The sequence below is a fragment of the Ruegeria sp. AM7 genome (assembly GCF_056535965.1).
In genome coordinates this window covers 352,260-375,986 of the sequence record NZ_JBQFJE010000003.1, presented here as the reverse complement: position 1 = coordinate 375,986, position 23,727 = coordinate 352,260, and the positions used below count along the sequence as shown (strand labels likewise).

The 23,727-nt window shown below is 56.1% G+C and carries 25 protein-coding genes and 3 pseudogenes; 18 read left to right on the top strand and 10 right to left on the bottom strand.

Going from position 1 to position 23,727, the window contains the following annotated elements; genetic code table 11:
- Nucleotides 1-124: 124 nt before the first annotated feature.
- The 7 genes from ACR3EG_RS05555 to ACR3EG_RS05525 all read left to right on the top strand — a co-directional run bounded on the left by ACR3EG_RS05555 (nt 125) and on the right by ACR3EG_RS05525 (nt 4,563).
- On the top strand, nt 125-697 hold the full coding sequence (locus tag ACR3EG_RS05555; RefSeq protein ID WP_170356738.1) for a LabA-like NYN domain-containing protein: 573 nt from the start codon (nt 125-127) through the stop codon (nt 695-697).
- Nucleotides 698-881: 184 nt separating this feature from the next.
- On the top strand, nt 882-1,832 hold the full coding sequence (gene ispH, locus ACR3EG_RS05550; protein WP_170756069.1) for a 4-hydroxy-3-methylbut-2-enyl diphosphate reductase: 951 nt from the start codon (nt 882-884) through the stop codon (nt 1,830-1,832).
- Nucleotides 1,829-2,281 carry a DUF3429 domain-containing protein gene (locus ACR3EG_RS05545; protein WP_480498613.1) on the top strand — a complete coding sequence of 151 codons (453 nt, stop codon included), beginning with the start codon at nt 1,829-1,831 and terminating at the stop codon, nt 2,279-2,281. The genes ispH and ACR3EG_RS05545 overlap by 4 nt, the downstream gene beginning before the upstream one ends.
- Complete coding sequence (locus ACR3EG_RS05540; RefSeq protein WP_480498615.1) at nt 2,278-2,865, top strand: class I SAM-dependent methyltransferase; 588 nt, start codon at nt 2,278-2,280, stop codon at nt 2,863-2,865. The genes ACR3EG_RS05545 and ACR3EG_RS05540 overlap by 4 nt, the downstream gene beginning before the upstream one ends.
- Nucleotides 2,858-3,325, top strand: a complete 468-nt coding sequence (rnhA, locus tag ACR3EG_RS05535; RefSeq protein WP_209198186.1) for a ribonuclease HI — start codon at nt 2,858-2,860, stop codon at nt 3,323-3,325. The genes ACR3EG_RS05540 and rnhA overlap by 8 nt, the downstream gene beginning before the upstream one ends.
- Entirely contained in the window at nt 3,322-3,945 is a 624-nt protein-coding gene (locus ACR3EG_RS05530; protein ID WP_480483553.1) for a trimeric intracellular cation channel family protein, read from the top strand. The genes rnhA and ACR3EG_RS05530 overlap by 4 nt, the downstream gene beginning before the upstream one ends.
- Nucleotides 3,946-3,960: 15 nt before the next feature.
- Nucleotides 3,961-4,563, top strand: a complete 603-nt coding sequence (locus tag ACR3EG_RS05525; RefSeq protein ID WP_480483551.1) for a COG3904 family protein — start codon at nt 3,961-3,963, stop codon at nt 4,561-4,563.
- Nucleotides 4,564-4,565: 2 nt separating this feature from the next.
- Here the strand turns inward: ACR3EG_RS05525 and speB are convergent, their stop codons facing one another.
- The 6 genes from speB to def (ACR3EG_RS05495) form a co-directional block, all read right to left on the bottom strand.
- On the bottom strand, nt 4,566-5,387 hold the full coding sequence (speB, locus tag ACR3EG_RS05520; RefSeq protein ID WP_480483549.1) for an agmatinase: 822 nt from the start codon (nt 5,385-5,387) through the stop codon (nt 4,566-4,568).
- 63 nt (nt 5,388-5,450) lie between these two features.
- The gene (locus ACR3EG_RS05515) at nt 5,451-5,687 is read right to left on the bottom strand and encodes a GlsB/YeaQ/YmgE family stress response membrane protein (protein ID WP_480483547.1); all 237 of its coding nucleotides are present in this window, start codon (nt 5,685-5,687) and stop codon (nt 5,451-5,453) included.
- A 1-nt stretch (nt 5,688) separates the two neighbouring features.
- Nucleotides 5,689-5,925 carry a hypothetical protein gene (locus ACR3EG_RS05510; RefSeq protein WP_170775300.1) on the bottom strand — a complete coding sequence of 79 codons (237 nt, stop codon included), beginning with the start codon at nt 5,923-5,925 and terminating at the stop codon, nt 5,689-5,691.
- Nucleotides 5,926-5,930: 5 nt separating this feature from the next.
- Nucleotides 5,931-6,845: a methionyl-tRNA formyltransferase gene (fmt, locus tag ACR3EG_RS05505; protein WP_480483545.1), complete on the bottom strand. Its 915-nt coding sequence runs from the start codon at nt 6,843-6,845 to the stop codon at nt 5,931-5,933.
- Between the two features lie 2 nt (nt 6,846-6,847).
- Nucleotides 6,848-7,342: a peptide deformylase gene (gene def / locus ACR3EG_RS05500; protein ID WP_480483543.1), complete on the bottom strand. Its 495-nt coding sequence runs from the start codon at nt 7,340-7,342 to the stop codon at nt 6,848-6,850.
- A complete protein-coding gene (gene def / locus ACR3EG_RS05495) occupies nt 7,339-7,857 on the bottom strand; it encodes a peptide deformylase (protein WP_480483541.1) in 519 nt (172 codons plus the stop codon). The genes def (ACR3EG_RS05500) and def (ACR3EG_RS05495) overlap by 4 nt, the downstream gene beginning before the upstream one ends.
- 94 nt (nt 7,858-7,951) lie before the next feature.
- On the opposite strand from def (ACR3EG_RS05495), the gene ACR3EG_RS05490 reads away from it, so the two are divergent.
- The 3 genes and pseudogenes from ACR3EG_RS05490 (at nt 7,952) to ACR3EG_RS05480 (ending at nt 9,646) form a co-directional block, all read left to right on the top strand.
- Nucleotides 7,952-9,124 carry a MalY/PatB family protein gene (locus ACR3EG_RS05490; protein ID WP_480483539.1) on the top strand — a complete coding sequence of 391 codons (1,173 nt, stop codon included), beginning with the start codon at nt 7,952-7,954 and terminating at the stop codon, nt 9,122-9,124.
- Nucleotides 9,125-9,170: 46 nt separating this feature from the next.
- Nucleotides 9,171-9,362 (top strand): annotated as a pseudogene (locus tag ACR3EG_RS05485) (hypothetical protein); the annotation flags it as partial.
- A 137-nt stretch (nt 9,363-9,499) separates the two neighbouring features.
- Nucleotides 9,500-9,646, top strand: coding sequence for a L,D-transpeptidase family protein (locus tag ACR3EG_RS05480; protein ID WP_480545974.1), 147 nt, complete (start codon nt 9,500-9,502; stop codon nt 9,644-9,646).
- On the opposite strand, the gene ACR3EG_RS05475 is transcribed toward ACR3EG_RS05480, so the two are convergent.
- Nucleotides 9,643-9,996, bottom strand: coding sequence for a hypothetical protein (locus ACR3EG_RS05475; protein ID WP_480483537.1), 354 nt, complete (start codon nt 9,994-9,996; stop codon nt 9,643-9,645). The two genes, ACR3EG_RS05480 and ACR3EG_RS05475, sit on opposite strands and share 4 nt — an antisense overlap.
- 212 nt (nt 9,997-10,208) lie before the next feature.
- Here ACR3EG_RS05475 and ACR3EG_RS05470 point away from each other — a divergent pair, with 212 nt between their 5' ends.
- On the top strand, nt 10,209-11,198 hold the full coding sequence (locus ACR3EG_RS05470) for a glutathione S-transferase family protein (RefSeq protein ID WP_480483535.1): 990 nt from the start codon (nt 10,209-10,211) through the stop codon (nt 11,196-11,198).
- Here ACR3EG_RS05470 and ACR3EG_RS05465 read toward each other — a convergent pair.
- Nucleotides 11,180-11,542, bottom strand: a complete 363-nt coding sequence (locus ACR3EG_RS05465) for a response regulator transcription factor (protein WP_170756081.1) — start codon at nt 11,540-11,542, stop codon at nt 11,180-11,182. The two genes, ACR3EG_RS05470 and ACR3EG_RS05465, sit on opposite strands and share 19 nt — an antisense overlap.
- Before the next feature lie 181 nt (nt 11,543-11,723).
- Here ACR3EG_RS05465 and ACR3EG_RS05460 point away from each other — a divergent pair, with 181 nt between their 5' ends.
- Genes ACR3EG_RS05460 through ACR3EG_RS05450 form a run of 3 tightly spaced genes read left to right on the top strand, consistent with a single transcriptional unit; the run spans nt 11,724 to nt 14,782 of the window.
- Complete coding sequence (locus ACR3EG_RS05460; RefSeq protein ID WP_480483533.1) at nt 11,724-12,689, top strand: threonine-phosphate decarboxylase; 966 nt, start codon at nt 11,724-11,726, stop codon at nt 12,687-12,689.
- Entirely contained in the window at nt 12,686-13,606 is a 921-nt protein-coding gene (gene cbiB, locus ACR3EG_RS05455; RefSeq protein ID WP_480483531.1) for an adenosylcobinamide-phosphate synthase CbiB, read from the top strand. Before ACR3EG_RS05460 ends, cbiB begins: the two co-directional genes overlap by 4 nt.
- A gap of 12 nt (nt 13,607-13,618) precedes the next feature.
- Entirely contained in the window at nt 13,619-14,782 is a 1,164-nt protein-coding gene (locus tag ACR3EG_RS05450) for a lytic murein transglycosylase (RefSeq protein WP_480483529.1), read from the top strand.
- Between the two features lie 71 nt (nt 14,783-14,853).
- On the opposite strand, the pseudogene ACR3EG_RS05445 reads toward ACR3EG_RS05450, so the two are convergent.
- Nucleotides 14,854-15,978 (bottom strand): annotated as a pseudogene (locus ACR3EG_RS05445) (sulfotransferase family protein).
- Between the two features lie 294 nt (nt 15,979-16,272).
- Between ACR3EG_RS05445 and ACR3EG_RS05440 the strand changes: the two are divergent.
- The 4 genes and pseudogenes from ACR3EG_RS05440 to ACR3EG_RS05425 all read left to right on the top strand — a co-directional run.
- A pseudogene (locus tag ACR3EG_RS05440) lies at nt 16,273-16,829 on the top strand (IS5 family transposase); the annotation flags it as partial.
- Nucleotides 16,830-17,416: 587 nt separating this feature from the next.
- Nucleotides 17,417-18,601, top strand: a complete 1,185-nt coding sequence (locus tag ACR3EG_RS05435) for a tyrosine-type recombinase/integrase (RefSeq protein WP_480483527.1) — start codon at nt 17,417-17,419, stop codon at nt 18,599-18,601.
- Nucleotides 18,602-18,793: 192 nt separating this feature from the next.
- Nucleotides 18,794-19,519, top strand: coding sequence for a hypothetical protein (locus tag ACR3EG_RS05430; protein WP_480483525.1), 726 nt, complete (start codon nt 18,794-18,796; stop codon nt 19,517-19,519).
- A gap of 85 nt (nt 19,520-19,604) precedes the next feature.
- A complete protein-coding gene (locus ACR3EG_RS05425) occupies nt 19,605-19,853 on the top strand; it encodes a helix-turn-helix domain-containing protein (protein ID WP_480483523.1) in 249 nt (82 codons plus the stop codon).
- Between the two features lie 186 nt (nt 19,854-20,039).
- Here ACR3EG_RS05425 and ACR3EG_RS05420 read toward each other — a convergent pair whose 3' ends face one another.
- Nucleotides 20,040-23,627, bottom strand: a complete 3,588-nt coding sequence (locus tag ACR3EG_RS05420) for a calcium-binding protein (RefSeq protein WP_480483521.1) — start codon at nt 23,625-23,627, stop codon at nt 20,040-20,042.
- Nucleotides 23,628-23,727 lie beyond the last annotated feature (100 nt).

The following is a 23,727-nucleotide window of genomic DNA, read 5'->3' as shown; positions in this document are numbered from 1 at the left end:
CGGCGAATTGCATACTTGCGATACACATTAAATGCCCTAATTATAGGCGTATCAGCGCGCCGCCAATTTCCTAGCTCACTCACGTAACACCCGGCGTTCTGGTAGATACCGGAAGGACCTATTTATGTTTTATAAAGACGAACGGCTAGCGCTGTTCATCGACGGCTCGAATCTTTATGCGGCCGCGAAAGCACTTGGATTTGACATCGACTACAAACTGCTGCGTCAGGAATTCATGCGCCGCGGGAAGATGCTTCGTGCTTTTTACTACACAGCGCTTTTGGAAAATGACGAGTATTCGCCCATCCGCCCCCTGGTAGACTGGCTGCATTACAACGGCTTCACCATGGTGACAAAACCGGCGAAAGAATACACCGACAGCATGGGGCGTCGGAAAGTCAAAGGAAACATGGATATCGAACTGACCGTCGATGCCATGGAACTGGCACCGCGCGTTGATCACATCGTGCTGTTTTCGGGCGATGGGGACTTCCGCCCGCTGATAGCAAGTCTGCAACGTCAGGGCGTGCGCGTTTCAGTTGTGTCGACTATTCGCAGCCAGCCTCCGATGATCTCGGATGAGTTGCGCCGCCAGGCCGACAACTTCATCGAGCTTGAAGACCTGCGCGATGTGATCGGCCGCCCGCCGCGTGACATTCCGATGGAACCGCGCAGCGTGGCTGCAAGCGGTCAGTAACACGCGCCAAACACCAAAAGATAAAGAACGCGGTCAGGGTTGATGCCCTGACCGCGCGTCTTAAACTAGAAACAGGTGATGAAACATCTGTTTGATAGCACTGATTCATGTCAGATGAATGACACTGTCCTGTCTGGACCATGGCGAGGAAAAGACCTACCTGTGGCCTTAAGGAGAACGTGACATGACAAAGCCATCCCTGACGCTGTATCTGGCAGCACCGCGTGGGTTCTGCGCCGGTGTAGACCGGGCGATTAAGATTGTGGAAATGGCGCTACAGAAATGGGGCGCTCCGGTCTATGTGCGTCATGAAATCGTGCACAACAAATTCGTAGTGGACGGGCTGCGTGAAAAAGGTGCGGTGTTCGTCGAAGAACTGGATGAATGCCCCGATGACCGGCCGGTGATTTTTTCGGCCCACGGCGTTCCTAAATCGGTACCTGCAGCGGCTGCCCAGCGCGAGATGATCTACGTCGACGCGACCTGCCCGCTGGTGTCCAAAGTCCATGTCGAAGCGCAGCGCCATGCCGAAGCCGGGTTGCAGATGATCATGATCGGTCACAAAGGACACCCCGAAACTGTCGGCACCATGGGGCAACTGCCCGAGGGTGAGGTCCTACTGGTCGAAACCGTCGAAGACGTCGCCACCGTCGCCGTGCGTGATCCCGACAAGCTGGCCTTTGTAACGCAAACGACCCTGTCCGTTGATGACACCAAGGACATCATCGCAGCGCTACAGGCGCGGTTTCCCGCCATTGTTAGCCCACACAAAGAAGACATTTGCTACGCGACTACGAACCGACAGGAAGCCGTCAAAGCTGTGGCCCCCAAATCCGATGCACTGTTGGTTGTGGGGGCACCCAACTCGTCCAATTCACGTCGTCTGGTCGAAGTTGCCGCGCGCGCCGGGTGTAACTATGCGCAACTGGTACAACGTTCGACAGATATCGACTGGCGCGCCTTGGAAGGGATTTCCTCGGTCGCGATCACTGCTGGCGCTTCTGCCCCAGAGGTCTTGGTGAATGAAGTGATCGACGCATTCCGAGATCATTTCGATGTAACAGTCGAATTGGTCGAAACAGCAGTTGAAAACGTCGAATTCAAAGTCCCGCGCGTTTTGCGCGAACCGGCATGAACGGAATTCCACGCGCCCCTTTGGTTCTGGGGCTGGCCGGGTTGATCCCCTTCGTCTGGGGGGCGCTGACTTACTTGAACGATGATCTGCATGCCTGGGGCACACAGGCGCTGGGTCCCCGTTTCGTGGGGCCTTACGTTCAGCTGTTCTACGGCTCGATCATTCTCAGCTTTATGTCTGGCGTTTTGTGGGGGTTTGCGACGAAGACATCGGGCAGTAAGGCTGCGACCTGCTATCTGTTGTCCGTTCTCCCAGCGCTTTGGGCCTTTTTCAAAACGGGCGGTGGACCCGTCGCGGCAGGTACCAACCTGATGTGGGGCTTTGCCGGGTTACTTTTGCTGGACGCTGTGTTCTCATACTGGCGACTGACGCCGGCTTGGTGGATGCGTCTGCGCATGTTGCTGACAGCCGTCGTTCTGGTCTGCCTTGCCGTTGGAGTATACTTGTGACCGACAAAAGAACGATTGACGCCTATTCCTCGCGCGTTGCTGATTACCTCAGTGTTCCCCTACCCCCTGAACAGATCGAAGCCCGCATGGCCTTTGCAGAAGCTGTCGTGGAAGGCGGATACGTACTGGATCTCGGGGCCGGCCCGGGATCGGACAGCGCCTTTCTGCAACGGCAAGGTTTGCGCGTCCGCGCCATCGACGCCACACCCGCTTTTGTCGAACACGCGCGTGAAAACGGTGTGGACGCCCATCTGGGGACGTTCGACGACGTGAGCGAAGAGGCCGAGTATGATGGAGTCTACGCAAGTTTCTCGCTGTTACATGCCCCTCGCGCCGATTTCCCCCGACACCTGTCAGCCATCCACAAGGCGCTGAAACCCGCAGGGGTCTTTTTTCTGGGGTTAAAACTCGGGACTGGTGAACATCGCGACGATCTGGACCGTCGTTACACATATTTCTCGCAGACCGAAATCGAAGAGGCTTTGGCACAGACCGGATTCACCATCGACAGGATCACCACGGGCGTGGGTACGGGCCTTGCGGGCTCGTATGACGGTTTCATTCTGGTGTTGGCCCATGCCTGAGCTGTTTGCCTATACCGACGGCGCATGTTCCGGTAATCCGGGCCCCGGCGGCTGGGGCGTCCTTTTGCGCGCGATGGATGGCGACAATGTCCTGAAAGAACGGGAACTCAGCGGCGGCGAGGCCGAGACCACCAACAACCGCATGGAGCTGCTGGCTGCGATCAGCGCGCTCGAAACGTTGGACCGGGCCTCGAAGATCACCGTTGTGACAGACAGCGCCTATGTGAAAAACGGCGTCACGGGGTGGATTTTCGGGTGGAAGCGGAACGGTTGGAAAACCTCGAATAAGAAGCCTGTCAAGAATGTAGATCTGTGGCAGAGGCTGGACGAGGCACAAACTCGTCATGACGTGACCTGGGAATGGGTCAAAGGCCACGCGGGCCATCCTGAAAACGAAAAGGCCGATGAGCTGGCCCGCGCCGGTATGGCCCCGTTCAAGCCAAAAAAGACACAGGCATGAGTTGGCTGGCGCTGCTCGACTATGCCTCGGTTCTTGTGTTCGCACTGACCGGGGCGCTGGTGGCCAGCCGGGCGCAGTTGGATCTGGTGGGTTTTGCCTTTATCGCCAGCCTGACCGCCGTGGGTGGCGGCACTGTCCGTGATTTGCTGCTAAACCGCGACCCGGTTTTCTGGGTCGGACAACCGGATTACATCCTGATCGCAGTGGCCGCCGCCGTATTGGTGTTCTTCACCGCACATCTGGTGGAAAGCCGCTATAACTGGCTGATCTGGCTGGACAGTTTTGCACTGTCCATTGCCGTCGCAGCCGGATCGGCCACAGCTTTGTCGCTGGGGCAATCGGGCGTGGTCGTCGTGCTGATGGGGATCAGCACCGGATGTCTGGGCGGGTTGATGCGCGATGTGGTCTGCAACGAAGTGCCCTTGGTGCTGAAACAGGGTGAACTTTACGTCTCGTGCGCCTTTGCCGGGGCGCTGACCGCTGTTGCCGCCAGCCGCCTTGCGCTGGACGATCTGGCCGTTCTGGCGTCTTGTGCGCTGGTCTGCTGGGCCTTGCGGGCGGGGTCATTGCTGTTTGGTTGGCGACTGCCCGTCTACAAAAGCCGCCCCCCGCGTGTTTGAATAGGACCTCTACGCATGAAACCTGCATTTTGTATCGTCATCGCCGGACTCGCCGCCCTCGCTGGCTGCGGTCAACAATATGACCCCATGCAGTTTGCCGCGCAGGGAGATCAAATCGTGGCCACAGGTACGATCGACCATACGACGCTGGATGCGTTTCTTGAGGTCACCCAGCGAAACCCCAACGCAAAAACACTGGTGTTAAGCTATATCGAAGGCTCGATGGACGACGACGCGAATGTGGTTTTTTCCCGCGTGGTCCACGAGCAGGGGTTCGATACGATTGTGCCCTCAGACGGGCTGATCGCTTCGGGCGGAACCGACCTGTTTCTGGCAGGGAAGCGCCGCGTGCTGGAGCCCGGAGCCTGTGTCGGGGTCCACAGTTGGGGCGGCTGGAACATCGTCGCCACCGAAATCCCCGAGGACGACCCCGAACATGACCGATATCTGGACTATTTCGAAGATATCGGCGTGGATGAGGCGTTTTACTGGTACACGCTGGACGCCGCCCCGTCCGAGGGGATGCACTGGATGAACGCGGCCGAGGCTGACCGGTTCGACATGACCACGGGTGGCGCACCCCGTCTGGGATCAACCGCCCAATGTGACGCGCGTTAGGGTCAGCGCGACAGCAGACGCCCGCCGATTTCCTTGACGAATTTCGCCGCCACCATCGCGGTGATGCCATAGGGATCGCGGTGGGGGTTCAGCTCAACGATATCCGCGCCAACCAACTGGCCCTTGAAACGGTGGATCAGGTTGATCACCTCGCGCGTGCTCAGCCCACCGGGCTCGTGATGCGAAACACCCGGCGCAAAGGCCGGGTCCAGCGCGTCCAGATCCAGCGAGAGGTAAACCGGGCCGTCAAAGCTGATCTCAAGATCCGGGCTCCAGCTTTGCATGTCGATCACCTCAACCCCGAACTTGTCGGCCTGCTCTTGCTGGTGCTTGTTCATGGTGCGGATACCGACCTGCACCAGACGGTTGATCTGACACGTCTCCATGACCCGCGCAAACGGGCAACCATGGCCCAGCGGGCCGACCTGCTGACTGTCATAGAGGTCAGGATGCGAGTCGATATGCAGGATGTTCAGCCCCTCATACCGGTCCGCATGCGCTTTGATCAGCGGATACGCGACCGAGTGGTCGCCCCCCAGTGACAACAGGCGCGCGCCGGTTGCGATACGCTCGGCGGCCCCGGCCTCGATCCGGTCGATGGGTTCCTGTCCAATCATCTCGAACACGTCCAGATCGCCGGTATCCTTAAACCGGTCGGTCGCGCCCAGATCGGTGCCGTCTTCGGCAGTCAGGTTGGCAGCTCCGGAATGCAGTGCCTCACGAATGCGGCCCGGCGCAAAGGCAGGCCCCTGCAGGAACGAAGAATGCAGGTCCAGCGGAACGCCCATCAGGGCAACGTCACCGGGGTTCAAGTCATGCGACATGGGGCGCCTTTCGGATAGAATTTCCTGGCGATCTGGCCGGGTTCGACCGGAAAGGTCAAGGGGTCAGCGACGCAGATATCTCTGCCAGATCCAGATCACCAACAAAGCGCCCAGAACCGCGCCAACAAAACCCGACAGCCAGCCCGCCATGGCAATCAACGCGCGCAGGATAAACCCGCCCACCAATGCGCCGACAATGCCGATCAGCATGGTTGTGGGTATGTCCGCCTCGATCCGCATCAGGCGGGTCGCCAGAAACCCGGCTGCAGCTCCGATGATGATCAGGGCGATGACGGGCACGTTATTTCCTCCAATGAGTCGGAACGATGATAAGCGCACCAATGGATGACAGGACCGCGTCCAGTCCGGGCGGGCCGAAGCTGATGCCAAACATGATGCGCACGAAGTAAAACAGGAACGCGCCGCCCACGCAAATGATGATCGAGGGCAGGTAACCATTGTGGGTAAATCCAGTTTTTTCAGCCAGATATCCCACGATCCCGGCAATCACGACGGTGCCCATCAATATCATGAACATCTGGTTTACTCCGACGTTAAATTGGTCCCAGCTGCGACTGGCCAACCCCTTAGGAAAGTTGCTGCATCCTGCGCCGCTTTCCCAGCCCGCTGCAAGCGCAACAGGTCAATCGCGCCATCGCCACAGGCCACGCGGAGGGTATCATCCAACAGCTCACCTGGCTGCCCCTGCCCCACTGCCAACCGAGAGGCCAACAGCTTGATACGCTCGCCTCCAATCTCGGTCCAGGCGCCGGGAAAGGGGGACAGGCCCCGGATTTGCCGGTCGACATCGACGGCTGGGCGGGTCCAGTCGACACGCGCCTCGGACTTGTCGATCTTTGCCGCGTAGGTCACTCCGTCTTCGGGCTGAGGTTCCGGTGTCAGGTCCGGTAAGGTGTCCAACGTTTGGACAATCATCGCTGCACCCATTTCTGATAGTCTGTCATGCAGGTGCGCCGTGGTTTCGTGCGTCCCGATATCTGTGGCACGTCGCAAAAGGACCGGCCCGGTATCCAGTCCGGCCTCCATTTGCATGATGCAGACGCCGGTCTGAGCGTCCCCCGCCATGATCGCGCGCTGCAGCGGCGCGGCCCCGCGCCAGCGCGGTAAAAGGCTGGCGTGAATATTCAGACACCGCTGTTTGGGCGCATCCAGAACGGGTTGCGGCAACAGCAGACCATAGGCCACGACAACGGCCACATCCGCTTTCAGCGCTGCGAAGGCTTCTTGTTCTTCGCTCGACTTTAATGACACCGGGTGACGAACATCAAAGCCAAGCGCCTCGGCCCGCTCATGAACAGGGGTTGGCCGGTCTTTCTTACCCCGCCCTGCTGGGCGTGGTGGTTGACAGTAAACAGCGGCGATCTCATGCCCGGCTTCGACCAGCGCGTCCAGTACCGGCACCGAGAAATCGGGCGTTCCCATGAAAATGATGCGCATTTCTACCCCTGTTTTCTGGCTTTTCGCAGCAGCATATCGCGTTTGACCTTGCTGAGACGGTCGAAATACATCCGACCGTTCAAGTGGTCGATCTGGTGCTGCACGCTGGTGGCCTCAATCCCCACAAAGTCACGACGATCGATCATGCCTTGTTCGTTCAGGAATTTCACCGTCACCGCACGGGGGCGTTTCACCTTGGCAGACAAGCCGGGAAGGTTCGGGCTGGCCTCATCATGCTCGCGCAGTTCAATCGAGCTGTGCAGGATTTCCGGGTTCGCCAACCGTACCGCACGCCCACGCTCGGTCGAGCCATCCACCACGGCCAGCCGCAACATCACTCCGATCTGAGGGCCCGCAAGACCAACACCTGGCATCGCCTCCATCGTGTCGATCATGTCGTCCCAGATGGCGCGGATTTCATCGGTAATCTCGGCCACGTCCTCGGCCTTGGTCCGCAGGCGTTTGTCGGGCCAAGGCAGGCAGGTGCGAACGGTCATGCGCGGGCCTTTTCGCGTTTCAACTTCTGCATCTTACGCGTGATCATCTGGCGTTTCAGCGGCTTGAGATAATCGATGAACAGCTTTCCGTTCAGGTGGTCGATCTCATGCTGCACGCAGGTCGCCCAAAGGTCATCAAACGTTTCTTGCTGTGCGTTACCGTCACGATCCATCCAAGCCACCTCCACCACTTTGGGGCGGGTGACTTCGGCATATTGTTCGGGAATCGACAGGCAGCCTTCTTCATAAACATTTGTTTCGTCCGAAGAGGCCACGATTTCAGGGTTGAACATGATCAGGGGGCGGGGTGCCTCGCCCTCTTCCTTGACGCAATCCAACACGATCAACCGATCCAGGATGCCAATCTGCGGTGCGGCCAGCCCGATACCAGGAGCGTCATACATCGTCTCCAGCATGTCATCAGCCAGATTGCGCAGCTCATCCGTCAGGTCAGCAACGGGGGCGCAAACTTTTTTCAAGCGCGGATCGGGGTGAATAAGAATTGAGCGTTTCATGTCGTTGATTTAGGCCATCGCGCCCCCCGCCGCAACGCCCCCCTTGCACCCGCCACGATTGTGACTAGCTTTCCGTCCGACAGATGGAGACAACATGACGTTTAACGACCTGATCGACCGCCGGGGCACCAACAGTTCTAAATGGGATAAGATGGAGCGCCTGTACGGCGTGTCACCGGATGACGGGCTGGCCATGTGGACGGCCGATTCCGATTATCCCACGGCGCCATGTGTTGTCGATGTCGTGCGGCAAGCGGCGGACCACGGGGTTTTTGGCTATTCTTGGATGCACCCGGACTATCTGAGTTCGGTCCAATGGTGGATGAAGAACCGTCATGGATGGGACATCGACACCGATTGGGTTCTGACTTCACAGGGGTTGGGGAACGCGATCGCCCTATGTCTGGACGTCTGGACCGAACCGGGCGACGGAGTGGTCATCTTTTCGCCCGTTTACCATGAGTTTGCGCACAAGGTGAACAAATCCGGCCGCAGGGTGGTAGAGTGCCCGTTGGTGCGCGATGGCGACAGCTACGGGGTGGATCTGGACGATGCGCAATCGCGGCTGGACGGATCAGAAAAGATGCTATTGTGGTGTTCGCCTCAGAACCCTTCGGGGCGGGTCTGGACACCAGGTGAGCTGCGCGCCGTTGCAGCTTTTGCCGAACGGAATGGGCTGGTTCTGGTGTCGGATGAAATTCATCATGACCTGGTCTATCCCGGCCAAACGTTTGTCCCGATGGACGTGGCCGCCCCGGATGCGCGGCCCTGGACCGTAACGCTGACGGCGCCTTCCAAAACGTTCAACATCGCCGGTCAGCGCACTGGCAACATGATCATCCCAGATCCCAAATTGCGCGCGGCCATGCGCAACCGCATCCAGACGCTAGACTACGACCCCAGTGCGCTTGGCGTGGCGATGATCACGGCCGCCTACACCCCCGAGGGCGCCGCATGGGTCGACGAGCAGATCGCACATCTGGACAGCAACCGCCGTCTGTTTGATGCAACGATTGCGGAAATCCCCGGCCTTTGGTCCATGCCTCTGCAGGCGACCTATCTGGCCTGGGTTGATTTCTCGGGAACTGGAATGGACCACCCCGAATTCATTCGCCGCCTGCGTCAGGATGCCAAAATCGCCACCACATCTGGTCCCGGCTTCGGCGCGGGCGGAGAAACCTTTGAGCGGTTCAACCTAGCCACGCAGCGCAGCCGCGTGGAGGACGCCTGTGCGCGGCTTAAACGCGCCTTTGCCGATTTGCAGTGAGACGGGCGATAAAGATAACTCATATGCTGTGCCTGATCAGTGCAGCATGGGTTGCATGGCACCGATACGGGCCACGTCCGCCCGCGCCGGAATGGTTCCCGAAGCCGCACAGATCGACCACATCCTGATCGAAAAATCTGCCCGACAACTGACCGCGTCTGCGAACGGGATGGTCGTGATGCAATCGGATGTCGCACTGGGCTTTGCGCCGCAGGGTGACAAACAGCAAGAGGGCGATGGGAAAACGCCCATCGGGGCGTTCAAGATTGACAGACGCAATCCTAAGAGCGCCGATCACCTTTCCCTTGGGATCAATTTCCCCAACTCCAAAAACATCGCTCGCGCGCGGGCTCAGGACGTTGATCTGGGAGCGACATATTCATTCATGGCCAGCCGAACGGGATTGCAGGCCTATCCCTGCCCGGTGATTGGACAGCCGGTCGTATCGCCCTGTCAAATGTCGAAATGGCACGACTCTGGAGTTTGACGCCAAATGGGACGACCGTAGAAATCCGCCCCTAGTCCTCGTGCCCCAACAGCGCGATCGGCGCATCCGGCGCGCGGTAGAAATCCAGCGGCGCTTTGTCGGCTGCGGCAGTGCTGCGTTTGAAATCATAGCGCATTTCACCCGCCTGTGCTTCATCCGCGATGATCAGGCATTGGTACAAATGGCGCGCGCCGTCATAGATATCGACCAGACCGCGCAGCTGCGGAGTGGTTTCAGCCTCAACCGTGAAACCATCCCTCCACAATCTTAAAATTTTGAAGGTATTGTCGCCAAATTCCACACGAAGACGGCTCGTTCTCTTCAGGCCCGCGATTCGAGCCGCGTCCAGTTCAGCGCTTATTTCCTTAGAAACATAGGTACTCATCAAAAAACTCCCCCGGCAGTGAGTACTATTGTGCGCTATCAATCGTAAAAATCTAGTGAAACCGGTTACTTTAAATCCAGTCTTCATCACAGTGTTGCGGGCGCAAGCGCCATGGTCTGTGCGCAAACGCAGGCAAAATGCGCGCCTGCTCGCATAGGAACACCGCGCTCAAGCGCCTATCTTTCGATAAATCTCTAAACGGAGGAATACAGATGGGCCTGTTGGTCGACGGCAAGTGGCATGACACGTGGTATGACACCAAATCCACAGGTGGCGCATTCAAGCGAAGCGCCGCGCAGTTCCGCAACTGGCTGACCGCCGACGGCACGCCCGGCCCTTCGGGCAAGGGTGGGTTCAATGCGGAACCGGGGCGCTACCACCTCTATGTGAGCCACGCGTGCCCCTGGGCGCATCGCACGCTCATCTTCCGCGAACTCAAGGGGCTAAACGACCTAATCTCGGTTTCGGTCGTTCATCCGGATATGCTGGATAAAGGCTGGACCTTCGAGACAGATAACAACGGCGCGACCGGCGACGATCTTTACGGGCTGGACTATGCCCATCAGGTCTATACCAAGGCAGATCCGTCCTATTCCGGCCGTGTAACTGTGCCAATCCTTTGGGACAAACGGCAAGAGACGATCGTTTCCAATGAAAGCTCGGAAATCATCCGCATGTTCAATTCGGCGTTTGATGGCATTACCGGAAACACCGATGACTATTGGCCTGAGGCGATGCGCGACGACATCGAGGAGGTCAACGCTCGCATCTATTCCGACGTCAATAACGGGGTTTACAAGTCCGGTTTTGCCACCAGCCAAACCGCTTATGACAGTGCGGTGGGACCGCTATTTGACACTCTGGATTGGCTCGAACAGCGCCTGTCTCAGAGCCGCTATCTGATGGGCGACCGCGTCACCGAGGCCGATTGGCGCCTGTTTACCACTCTGATCCGGTTCGACCCGGTCTATCATCTGCATTTCAAATGCAACCGGCGGCGACTGATCGACTATCCGAACCTGTGGGCCTACACGCGCGAGCTATACCAATGGCCGGGCGTCGCACACACGGTCAACATGGAGCACATCGTGCGCCACTATCACTATAGCCACGAAAGCATCAATCCGCATCGCATCATCCCGACCAACCCGGTGCTGGACTTCATGGAACCTCATGGGCGCGGTCAGCGACCCGCTGCGTAGTGCTCGACCATCGCCGCCAGATCCTCTGGCGGCGTTGCGCTTTGCACATAAGCGCAAGCGTTAGGGCTGTGGGCAAAGATCGACCCGTCCGAAAAGAAGGTGGTATTGGTGACAAAAATCACCCGTGCCTCGGGGCGGCGATAACTGGCGAAATCTGCGACGGCCAGCGCGCTGCCCGCCTCTAACACCAAATCGAGCACGATGATATCGAACTCAGCCCCATAGAGCGCGAGAATTGCAGCCTCTTGCCCAGTGACCAACGTCACCTCGGCACCTTGTCGTTCAAGATGCCTTTGCCAGACCCGACCCAGATCGGGGTTACTCTCAACAATCAAAACATTCATACGTAAAACCTCGGCCCATGTTGTGGTGAGTAGTGCCGATCCCTGTGGTTTGTGATCACGTTATTTCCTTAACAAAGTGTTAACGCTGTTTTCGGCTTTTCGTGACCGCGCGGATTCGCTTGTAAAAACGGCGAAAATCCGCTTGAAACAGCTAGAAATACGCGATTCCGGCGGGACCTAGATGACAAGCTCTGACAAAAACTTGAACCCGCGGGCTGCGCGAGACCACGGTGGCGGGGTGGATGCAGCGATTGCGGCCTATGGCGGCGCGCGCGGGAACTGGATCGACCTTTCGACCGGAATCAATCCTCATCCGTACCCCATAGCCGCGCTGTCCCATGAAGATTGGACCGCCCTTCCAGATCACGGCGTATTCGAACAGCTGTCACAAGCCGCCCGAAACTTCTGGTCAGTCCCGGCAGACGCGGCTATTTTGCCCTCGCCCGGCGCATCGGCCCTGATCGCCCGTATCCCCGCACTTGCGCCGACAGGCCGCGTTCAGATCACCATGCCCACTTACAATGAACATGCCGCCGCCTTTTCCGCGCAGGGCTGGAAAGTCCAATCTGGTGGACCGGCCCAGGCCCGCGTTATCGTCCACCCCAACAATCCAGACGGTCGCTATTGGAACGAGTCAGACGTGAATGCCCCGCTGACCATAATTGACGAGAGCTTTTGTGACGTCACTCCCGCGGCGTCTCTGATCCACCTGGCCGCGCGACCGGGCGTGATCGTTTTGAAAAGCTTCGGCAAGTTCTGGGGGCTGGCCGGGCTGCGTCTGGGCTTTGCAATCGGTGATCCACTGCTGATCGCCCGCCTGAACGACCTGACCGGCCCTTGGGCAGTGTCTGGGCCGGCGCTTCGCATCGGTCAGCGCGCCCTGACCAATCCCGATTGGGCCAATTCCACCCGTCAGCGCCTGACGACGGACACCGCTCGACTGGATGCGCTTATGATCGCAAAGGGCGCGCAGCTTGCTGGCGGCACTACATTGTTCCGCCTCTATCAAGTCGATGATGCTGCCCAATGGCAAACCCGTCTGGCCCGCGCCCATATCTGGAGCCGCATCTTCCCCTATTCCCAAACCTACCTGCGGTTGGGCTTGCCCCCTGCAGATGGCTGGGGCAGGCTTGAGGCCGCACTGTGAGCATCGCCTTCCTGCTGGTCTGCGCCCTATGTCTGGACGCTGCCTTAGGTGAGCCAGACTGGCTATGGTCGCGCGTCAAACACCCGGCGGTCATGATCGGTAATATCATTGGAGCGCTGGACAAGCGCTTGAACCATGGGGCGCAGCGACGTTTGAAAGGCGTAGGTGTGGTCGTTCTACTGGTCGTAGGCGCGCTGGGGATCGGTTGGGGGCTCAGCTTGCTGGGTTCGGTGGTCCAGATCATCGCCTGCGCCATCCTACTAGCTCAAAAATCGCTGGTGGCCCATGTGCGCGCAGTCGCAGACGGATTGCGCGTATCCCTGCCCGAGGGGCGCGCCCAGGTCGCCATGATCGTTTCTCGCGATACACGCGACATGACACAGGCGCAGGTGGCCCGATCCGCCATCGAAAGCGCGGCCGAGAACCTGAGCGACGGGGTCATTGCGCCCGCCTTCTGGTTTCTTATTGGCGGTTTGCCCGGACTGCTGGTCTACAAAGCCGTCAACACGGCCGACAGCATGATCGGCTACCGGACCGACAAATACCGAGACTTCGGCTGGGCCGCCGCCCGTCTGGACGACCTGCTAAACCTGATCCCTGCCCGCCTGACCTGCATGATGATCGTAGCCTTATCAGGCCAATGGGCGCGCCGGTCTGAGATGGTCGCCGATGCGCACCGCCATATCTCGCCCAATGCAGGCTGGCCCGAAGCCGCAATGGCCCGCGCCTTGAACGTGGCACTTGCCGGGCCTCGCAGTTATGACGGGCAGCTGCGCGATCTTGCCTGGGTCAATGGTGACGCCCCCCGCGATATCGGCGCGTCAGAGGTTTTCCGCGCATGTGACATGCTATGGCGGGTTTGGGGGCTTGCGCTTGGCCTCGTGTCGGTGTGGGTTGGGTTCAGCTTTTTTCTGTAACGGACCCGTTTCATGCGCTTGCTTTCTGGCCTTCTGGCCACCGCCCTGCTGACCTCGCCCGCCTTTGCCCAATGTGGCGGAGGGTTCAACGCCTTCGTCAAGGGTCTGAAATCCGAGGCCGCGCAGCAAGGCTTTGACCGCGCCACCGTCAACGCTTTCTTCAAAGGTGTGCAACAGGACAATGCAGTGCTTAAAGCCGACCGCGCGCAGGGCGTGTTTCAGAAACCGTTCATTGAATTCTCGCGCCGCCTGATCTCGCAAAACCGGATTGATCGCGGGCGGGCCATGTCGCGCAAATATGACGCGGTTTTTGACCGGATCGAGCGCGAATACGGCATCTCGCGCGGCGTACTGCTGGCCTTCTGGGCCTTTGAGACCGATTACGGCGCGTTTCAGGGCGATTTCAACACCCGCAACGCGCTGGTCACACTGGCCCATGACTGCCGCCGCCCCGAACTGTTTCGCCCTCAAATCTTCGCCGCCATCGAATTGTACGAGCAGGGCAATTTCGATCCCGCCCGCACCACCGGGGCTTGGGCCGGAGAAATCGGCATGGTCCAGATGCTGCCCCGCGACATTCTGGAAAACGGTGTGGACGGGGATGGGGACGGTAAGGTCTCACTGAAAACCTCGGCCCCGGATGCGCTGATGTCGGGCGCAAAAATGCTGTCGAGCTTTGGCTGGCAGCCGGGTCAACCATGGCTGCAAGAAGTTACGGTACCCGAGCGAATGGACTGGTCCCTGTCCGGCCCCGGCAAGCCGCGCCCTGTGTCCGAGTGGCAGGCGATGGGCGTTCGGCCCCGCAGCGGGTCGCTGTCCAACCTGCCCACCTCGCTGATCCTACCGCAGGGGCATAAAGGGCCTGCCTTTCTGGCCTATCCGAATTTCGACGTCTATTTCGAGTGGAACAAGAGCTTTACCTACGTCCTGACCGCCGCCTATTTCGGCACGCGGTTGGAGGGCGCGCAGATTTATGATGCAGGTAACCCGGCGCAGGGCCTTTCAGGCGCGCAAATGAAGCAACTACAGAGCAAACTTCAGGCCCGCGGCCATGACGTGGGCAAGATCGACGGGATTCTGGGGGCCGGTACACGGGCGGCCGTGCAGGCCGAGCAGGCGCGGCTGGGATTGCCTGCGGATGCTTGGCCAACGCAGGAGTTGTTGGGGCGGCTGTAGATACTCAAATAATAGGCCGCAACAACTCTGAATGAAGCTTAAGTTGAGTCTAAAACAGTAGTGCCCACCAGTTACGTGTTTTCACCATCCAGCCGAAACTTTATGGAATCCAAAAGGTATTTCCACGGATATCTTTTGCAGTGATCCAGATTGGTTTTGTAGTGATCCAGCTGCTGCGACATCTTATCGTAATCCGTAGTTTTTGCCTTAAGCGACCGCGTCGCTTGATCCAAGTCTCTGTTCAAGTCTTTCAGGGTGTCCGCAGTTGTCGTATTCAGCAAGCGCAACGCTTCATCTATGTCCGATAGGATATCTTCGTTTGTGTCTGAGCCAGAGAGTGCTTTGCAAAGCTTGTTCGCAACCAATTCGAATTCACTTTGGGCATCATGAGGCAGGAACTGGCGCTGATCCAAAGCGACTGCAAGATTCGCTAGACTTGCTAACGCAGCGTGTTTTCCTTCCGTACTCACCGCCGTCATTGAGCTTTCAGTTGGAGCCAATGGGTCGGTTGAATAGCCGTAGGCGTCAAAATCCGTTCCATATAGTTTTGCGATCCTGTCCACTGTCAATGGGTTCGACAGCGGGTCCTTCAAGGCACGGTTTGTATCAGATGGCCCTTTATTTACGGCTCCTGTCCGAAACCCAGTGTAGTCTATTCCGGCAGCCTGCACCGCCTGGCTGAAATCTTCATCCATAGTTTCGACGTGCCCCAAGAAATTGGGCGTCACGAAAGAATTCAAAACGTTAATACTTTGGGGCCGCCAATGTGGATTAAAGTAAATTGAGTCATCAGATTCAGACAGCAATTCAATAAACTCATCGAAAGACACTTTTGTATCTTCAGAAAGACCAAATGACTTTTAGAAACTGGCCCAGGTTACAGCGTCGCGACGTCCGATATCACTATTTATTTTATGATTGTAGACAGACAACGCTCGTGCAAATGGGTTTCTAACGAATGTGAAAACAAACGCGTTTCTCGATCGCGAGATGCAGTCCAGTGTATTTTCAAAAGGATTGCTTTCAAGGTTGTACAAATCAGCCTGAAGCTTTTGCCCTGAAATGTTCCACATATGTTTAATTACAAAAGTCGAACCTACTTTATGGTTCGTCAAATAAACAAGGTTATGCTTTTTAAGACAACGAACCAGGTCCCCTTGAAGGTAGAAAGACAGCGTATCTGTAGATTTACGCACAGAACACCTCTGGCAAAGAAAATTTTCCCGACCAGCTACCACTCTCTATACGCGGTTTGCAAGTTCAGTTCACCGCCTTAATCATCTAATGGCTCTGAGCCCTGAACCTAGATTGCCCTCTAGTTCTTGAGCGGTTTCAATTCCCTTTGCCTCCTCAGCCGTAAAGTGATCCTTGCTCTCCGTCACATTACGCCTTGCTCCACACTCACCACGCGATTGTTCATCACCTAGGGTCAGGATACATTGATTTTCGTTGCGTTGCGTGATTCACAGCTCCGAAAACGGGGCGTTGAAATGAGCGACCTTTATTGGCTTACAGATGAACAGATGGCCAAGCTTTCCCCTTTCTTCCCGAAGTCGCATGGCAAGCCTCGGGTCGATGATAAACGGGTGTTGAGCAGGGTTATCTTCATCAATCGCAATGGGTTGCGCTGGCGGGACGCCCCAAAGGAATACGGACCTCACAAAACGCTCTACAGCCGGTGGAAGCGTTGGAGCGGGAAAGGCATCTTTGCGCGGATGATGGCCGGTCTGGCTGCTGAGCACGGTGAAAAGAAAACGGCTATGATCGACGCCACATATCTAAAGGCCCATCGTACAGCGTCCAGTTTGGGCGTCAAAAAGGGGGGCGTGGCCGCCTGATTGGCAGAACCAAAGGCGGCATGAATACAAAATTGCACGCCATATGTGACAGCAAAGGGCGGCCATTGAACCTCTTTGTCGCCGCTGGCCAGGTTAGTGATTACATCGGTGCTCGGGCACTGCCCAGCAGCATACCAAATGTGGACTGGCTGCTCGGGGATCGCGGCTATGATGCCAACTGGTTCCGAGACGCGTTGAAAGACAAGGGGAAATCTCGATGAGTACGTGTAGGAGCTATGCAGTTTCACTTGGCTGACGGTGCTGACAGTGCCGACGGGAACTGTGTGTTGGTTTTTCTTCAGGCGAGGGAACCGGCGCTTCTGACGGTTGGTTTCGGTTCTTTTGGGTGCTGCAGTTTGCTCTCTTGCTTAGCACCGTTGTAGCACCGGGTGTTGGCACCTAAACGCAGAAAGCGCCCCCCTTGGGGCGCTAAGTTTTTGTTATCTGACTGAGAGTATTGGTTGCGGGAGTAGGATTTGAACCTCTGACCTTCAGGTTATGAGCCTGACGAGGTTTGATCGTTAAGCAAACAGTCCAGTGGACTGTTTGTAGATCGAACGGGCTACTTGGATTTTGGTTGCGGGAGTAGGATTTGAACCTACGACCTTCAGGTTATGAGATAGCTTACGCCCAACTGCACCAACTACGCTCGAAAACGCTGACTTACTCTATCTTATTGGAATCGTTATTTTATTATTGACGATCGGCACGCCCCACTCCTACCTCTTACGCCATGAACCGCTTCCAGTTGCTTCCACAATGCTTCCACGGGGCGATTACAGGGAAAGGATGAGGGATGCCAAAACTGACCAAACGTGCTGTAGAAGCCCTGCCTGTTGAGGCGAAAGATTACTTTGTCTGGGACAGCCAAATTGCCGGGTTTGGTGTCCGTGTCATGCCCTCCGGGGCCAAGACCTATCAGGCGCAATATCGTAAAGGCGGCAGGACACGGCGCGTTTCCATCGGTCGCCATGGCAAGATCACCGTGGACGAGGCGCGGAAGTTGGCAAAGGAACTGATGGGGCAAGTTGCAAAGGGTGAGAACCCAGCCGAAGAAATTTCCCAGCATCGCCGTGCACCGACGGTCGCGGCCTTGTGTGAGCGGTTCTTTGATACCCATGTCAAGGAACACTGCAAACCGTCCACCCAAGGGGAGTACCGCAGGGCTATTGACCTGTTCATCACTCCGGCCATTGGAAGCTTCAAAGTGGTCGATGTGGAACGAAAGGACATCGCGGAGTTGCACCACAAGTTCCGGGGTAAACCCTATCAAGCCAACCGGACGCTGGGCGTTTTGTCCAAGATGTTCAATCTGGCGGAAATCTGGGGCTTGCGACCTGACGGGTCAAATCCCTGTCGCCATGTCCCGAAATACCGCGAAGAAAAGCGGGAACGGTTTCTAAGCCAAGACGAGTTGCGGCGGCTCGGGCAGGTTTTGTCAGAGGCCGAACGGGATGGATCGGAATCACCGTTTATCATCGCCGCCTTCCGGCTGTTGATACTGACCGGATGTCGCCTTGGTGAAATCCAAACCTTGCAATGGTCTTTCGTCACAGACGCGGGAATGGAGCTACCAGATACCAAAACAGGTGCGCGGCGCATTCCCCTGCCCCAAGCCGCCCGAGCGGTTCTGAGCGCCTTGCCACGGCTTCCTGACAACCCTTACGTCATTGCCGGGGCTGTTCCCGGCCACTATGCCACCGACCTGCAAAAGCCATGGCGTCGTATACGTAAGCGGGCGGGTCTGCCCGATGTCCGCATACATGACTTGCGCCATACCTATGCGTCGAATGCCGTATCTTCGGGAATGCCCATTCAGATGGTTGGTCGGTTGCTGGGTCACAGTCAGATTCAGACTACGATGCGGTATGCGCATCTGGCCGATGATCCGGTGCGTCAGGCAGCGGAAGAAAACGCCGCACGCCTCAATACAATCGTAGGCGCGCAGGAACCGAATAGTAAGCTGCGCTTAGTTAGGTAAGGCGCTCAACGCGGCCACCCCCCTAAACGTATACATAGGCGGGTTACATTACATAGGGTGTCTACGTATACGATACGTTACCTAGGGCCGCTATGTCGCCACTCTCACCTGTTAGTTAGTCTATACATAGCATATACATTGCTGGGACGGGGCAACCGTTGCAGGCAGGAACCATACATACAGGGCAACGGGATGAACGACGCCTACGAACTCTGGCAGAAATCACTATCGCTGCGCACCGCGCCACAGCGTTTTGCCGAGCAGGTTTATAAGGATGAATGGACTGCTTCGCTTAAAGTTCAGGACGGAACAAGCGGTCTGGTGGGACTAATCGGGGAAGCTCAGAGCGCGGCTGAGTCCGGCCTAGAAGGTTGGAAGGTAGCTGAGCAAGCATTTGCGCGCTTCAACGCGAAAAACGCACCCCGTGAACAGCTTCTTTCGCGGGCTAAAGAAGCAATCGTGGCGGCCCTACGTCGTGGCGACTATCGTGGATTCGGATTTGACCGACCGCGCAGCTTGGAAACCTTACCCGTTGAAATCCCGTCCGCGTGTTGGAGCGGGTCGGTCATCTGGGACGCAAACACACTACGGTTTCAGTCTATGCGCTTTTCGGAGGTTCGCTTGCGCACAGTCCCTGCGAACAAAGACCCGGTGCTGAAATCCCTATATGATGAACCCGCGCCCAAACCGGGACGCCCCTCAGTCGCCCCTGCAATCAAAAGAGCGGCTTACGAGCTCTATAAGATCGGGGAAATTGATGTAAAAGCATCTCAAAAATCGCATTACCCAAAAATTCGAACCTGGCTGGAACGTAATGAACCAGACTTGCCAGTGTCCGCTCAGGGAATATCCGACAAAACGATGCACAAGTACTTTTCCATTATTTTCAGAGAGTTGTCAGGAAAATCGTCTCTATAAACACTTTAGGGAATTTAGAGACATTTTTGGAGACTTGGGATTGGTCCAAATCAGATGCATCGAAAGATCAACATGGAGATACCAGATGCATAGCACCAAACCAGCCAATGATAACAACCGCCCAGCCACGGACTACCTAGACGGATTCATTGACGAGCGAAACGCAGCAGACTTCTTGTGCCAAAGTGTGCGCACTATTCAAAAATGGCGCGTGACTGGGTACGGCCCCACATTCTACAAGTCCGGGCGTTCCGTGCGCTACCGCCGCCGGGACCTGTTGGAATGGGCCGAAAAACGACGTTATGGAAACACCAGCAACTATACTGCAGCGTGACTGTTACCCGTACTAGGGGAACAACTTGCAAAAATAAATTCTGGTGGGATTTAGACGACAAAGCCTTGCGTTTCCGCTTAGGAGAGTTTTGCGGCAATAGCATTGTTGTCCGGCATACCAAATTTTACACATTTTTAGCCACGCCCCCAAAAATGGAGGCGCGGCTTCGTAGTCAAACAAAACAGCTCAGAACAAGAAGTCGTCTACTGTCAGGCTGGTTGAACCAACTCCAGTGAGGGTGATCGTACCATGCCCTGCGACATCGACATCTGTATCCGCGCCAATTTGCGAGATAACCAATTCATCAAACCCAAGACCAGCAACTTCGATACGGATCACGTCGGTACCATCCTCGAAATCTGTAACCACGTCATCCCCGAAACCGTTGCAAAAAACGAACTCGTCAGAACCTGCACCGCCGGTCAGAGTGTCATTACCCAGACTTCCACCGATTGTGTCATCACTTGCTCCACCGACAATCACATCATCTGCATCAGTCCCAAGAAGCGCCAGAGTGTTTAGGTCCTGCATGGTCCAAATGGTACCGTCATCAAACACGATCTGCTCTATCCCATCAGACCAGTCATTGTTCAGCGTGTTGATGATCGTGATCTGATCGGTGGTCCCCGCAAAGGTCAAAATGGCAGTGTTGCTGTTTGCCGCAGGTTTTGAGACCGATATCTCGTCCGGTGTGTACCCATGGAGAACCAGCTTATCCGTGTCGCGAAATCCGTTGTCTTCAATCGAGTCCTGACCATCGCCACGCGTGAACACATAGGTATCCGACCCCTTATTTCCATGCAGAGTGTCGTTGCCCAGACCACCGGTGATCACGTCGTTGCCATTGTGAGCAGTGATCACATCATCGCCCGCTTGCCCGTTGATCACATCGTCAGTGCCGTAAGCGTAGATGATGTCATCACCGGATGTCGCATCCGCTGCCAGCAGAGCGTCGCGCAAGTCCTGCATGGTCCAGATCGTACCGTCGTCGAACACAATCTGCTCAATGCCGTCGGACGAGTCATTGCTGAGCGTGTTGATGATCGTGATCTGATCGGTGGTCCCCGCAAAGGTCAAAATGGCAGTGTTGCTGTTTGCCGCAGGTTTTGAGACCGATATCTCGTCCGGTGTGTACCCATGGAGAACCAGCTTATCCGTGTCGCGAAATCCGTTGTCTTCAATCGAGTCCTGACCATCGCCACGCGTGAACACATAGGTATCCGACCCCTTATTTCCATGCAGAGTGTCGTTGCCCAGACCACCGGTGATCACGTCGTTGCCATTGTGAGCAGTGATCACATCATCGCCCGCTTGCCCGTTGATCACATCGTCAGTGCCGTAAGCGTAGATGATGTCATCACCGGATGTCGCATCCGCTGCCAGCAGAGCGTCGCGCAAGTCCTGCATGGTCCAGATCGTACCGTCGTCGAACACAATCTGCTCAATGCCGTCGGACGAGTCATTGCTGAGCGTGTTGATGATCGTGATCTGATCGGTGGTCCCCGCAAAGGTCAAAATGGCAGTGTTGCTGTTTGCCGCAGGTTTTGAGACCGATATCTCGTCCGGTGTGTACCCATGGAGAACCAGCTTATCCGTGTCGCGAAATCCGTTGTCTTCAATCGAGTCCTGACCATCGCCACGCGTGAACACATAGGTATCCGACCCCTTATTTCCATGCAGAGTGTCGTTGCCCAGACCACCGGTGATCACGTCGTTGCCATTGTGAGCAGTGATCACATCATCGCCCGCTTGCCCGTTGATCACATCGTCAGTGCCGTAAGCGTAGATGACGTCATCACCGGATGTGGAATCCGCTGCCAGCAGAGCGTCGCGCAAGTCCTGCATGGTCCAGATCGTACCGTCGTCGAACACAATCTGCTCAATGCCGTCGGACGAGTCATTGTTCAGCGTGTTGATGATCGTGATCTGATCGGTGGTCCCCGCAAAGGTCAAAATGGCAGTGTTGCTGTTTGCCGCAGGTTTTGAGACCGATATCTCGTCCGGTGTGTACCCATGGAGAACCAGCTTATCCGTGTCGCGAAATCCGTTGTCTTCAATCGAGTCCTGACCATCGCCCCGCGTGAACACATAGGTGTCCGACCCTTTGCCGCCATGCAGTGTGTCGTCGCCGAGACCGCCAATCAGAACATCGTCAGATGTACTTCCATTGAGGGAGTCATCACCTTGGTTGCCGACGAGATACCCAGCTTCCGTCGCAGTAAAACTGTCAGAAGTATCGGTTCCATAGTGCACTTCGTATTCGAGAGAGTACAGCGCAGTTACGACGAACTCAGAAGTCTGATCAATGTTGGCTTGCTCAAAAGACTGCTCCAACTGATCGAAGAACTCTGAAACGGTGTTATCTGAGAGAGACTTCAGCAAGTGAGCAGCCAACGTGGCACCTTGCACTGTCATAGCCCCTGCGTCCAGAGAAGCTTGTAGGCTTGAAAGCATGCTCACCAGATCAATGCCGCCAGTTTGATCAAAAGCTGAAAACGGATGTGCTTCAAAAGCGGCAGTATACTCTTCTGGATTAGATGATGAAAAATGGGCGCTAGAAGCAGCAGACTGAGAAATGAAGTCTAAGGCGTACGCTTGCGTAAGCTCATCAAACAATTCTTCCAATAATCGGCCACCGGTTGTCCCGGGCGATGAACCTTCAATACCATTGAAGTGAGCGCCAGTTACCTTCTCAAGAAACGCTAAGTGCCTGGCATCAATTTTGGACCCACGACTTCCCGGAACAACATCGTCGACTCCAGCCCAGGCCAACAAATAATCTTCAAAGTCACGAAAAAACGTCTCTACGTCGCCATTCGAAAGCTGAACCAACAGACTATGAGCTTGCGTTCGTAAATCGCTGTCAAGCGATAGAGCAACCAATGTTTCCGCCACTTCCCCCAATTTCGAAAAAGAGGGCAGGAAGAAAGCTTCGTCATTGAACTCAAAGCCATCTGGAATGATCGTGAAAGAGTCGGCAGGGTCTGTGGAGAAATATGCATCCACAATTTCTCCGGTCGTTCCGTCGTTCCAAGTAAATGTGGATTCCCACAGAATTTGGTTTCCAGAAACAGTGTAATTGCTAGCGGTAGCATTGACTGAAATTGACGTAATACCTACGTCCTCCAAACTGACCAGTTCACCTTCTTGGCTGAACCCGTCACCATTGATGTCTGTCCAAACCAATAAATCTTGGAAGCCAGTGTCGTTGGCATCGATCACGCCATCATCATTGGAGTCATGCTCCGCTAGCGCAAGGAAACCGTTGCTGTAACCCGTTTGATCCCCAAACAATTCTGATCCATTGTCGATAATCCCGTCGCCATCGATATCAAGTGCCAACAATCCATCATTTGGTGAAACCCAGCCAGTCGCTTCTGCGAAACCGTTAATATCAAGATCAAAATAGGCCTGCGAATCCTCGAGGGATATGAGTGCGATACCATCGCCGTCCAAGTCCAAAACCAAGGGAGACGGAGGAGGAGACTTAAGCAGATTATCGGCCCTTTCTTGTATTTTACAAATTGCCAAATTTATGTCTGAGGCAATAGTGCCTATGTCTTCGCCGGGGAAGTCGAACGCGCGAATCACTGGCTCAATAGATTTATTGAAGTTTTGAACTTTTTTGCCAATGCCCTCGACGACTTCAGCAACACTCCTAGCCTGCTCTAGGCCAAGGCTGAGATTTACATCGGTCAGGTAGGTTGGCAACTCCGTTTTAATAGAACCATAACCGAAAAATTCGGGATCTTCACCAGGAAGTGTTATGATCATGCCATGACTGGTAAATGATAGAGATTCTCCAAGGTCTACATCTAAAATAAGGACGCTTCCGTTTCCGGTTAACGAAACATTAGAACCCAGTATACCACCA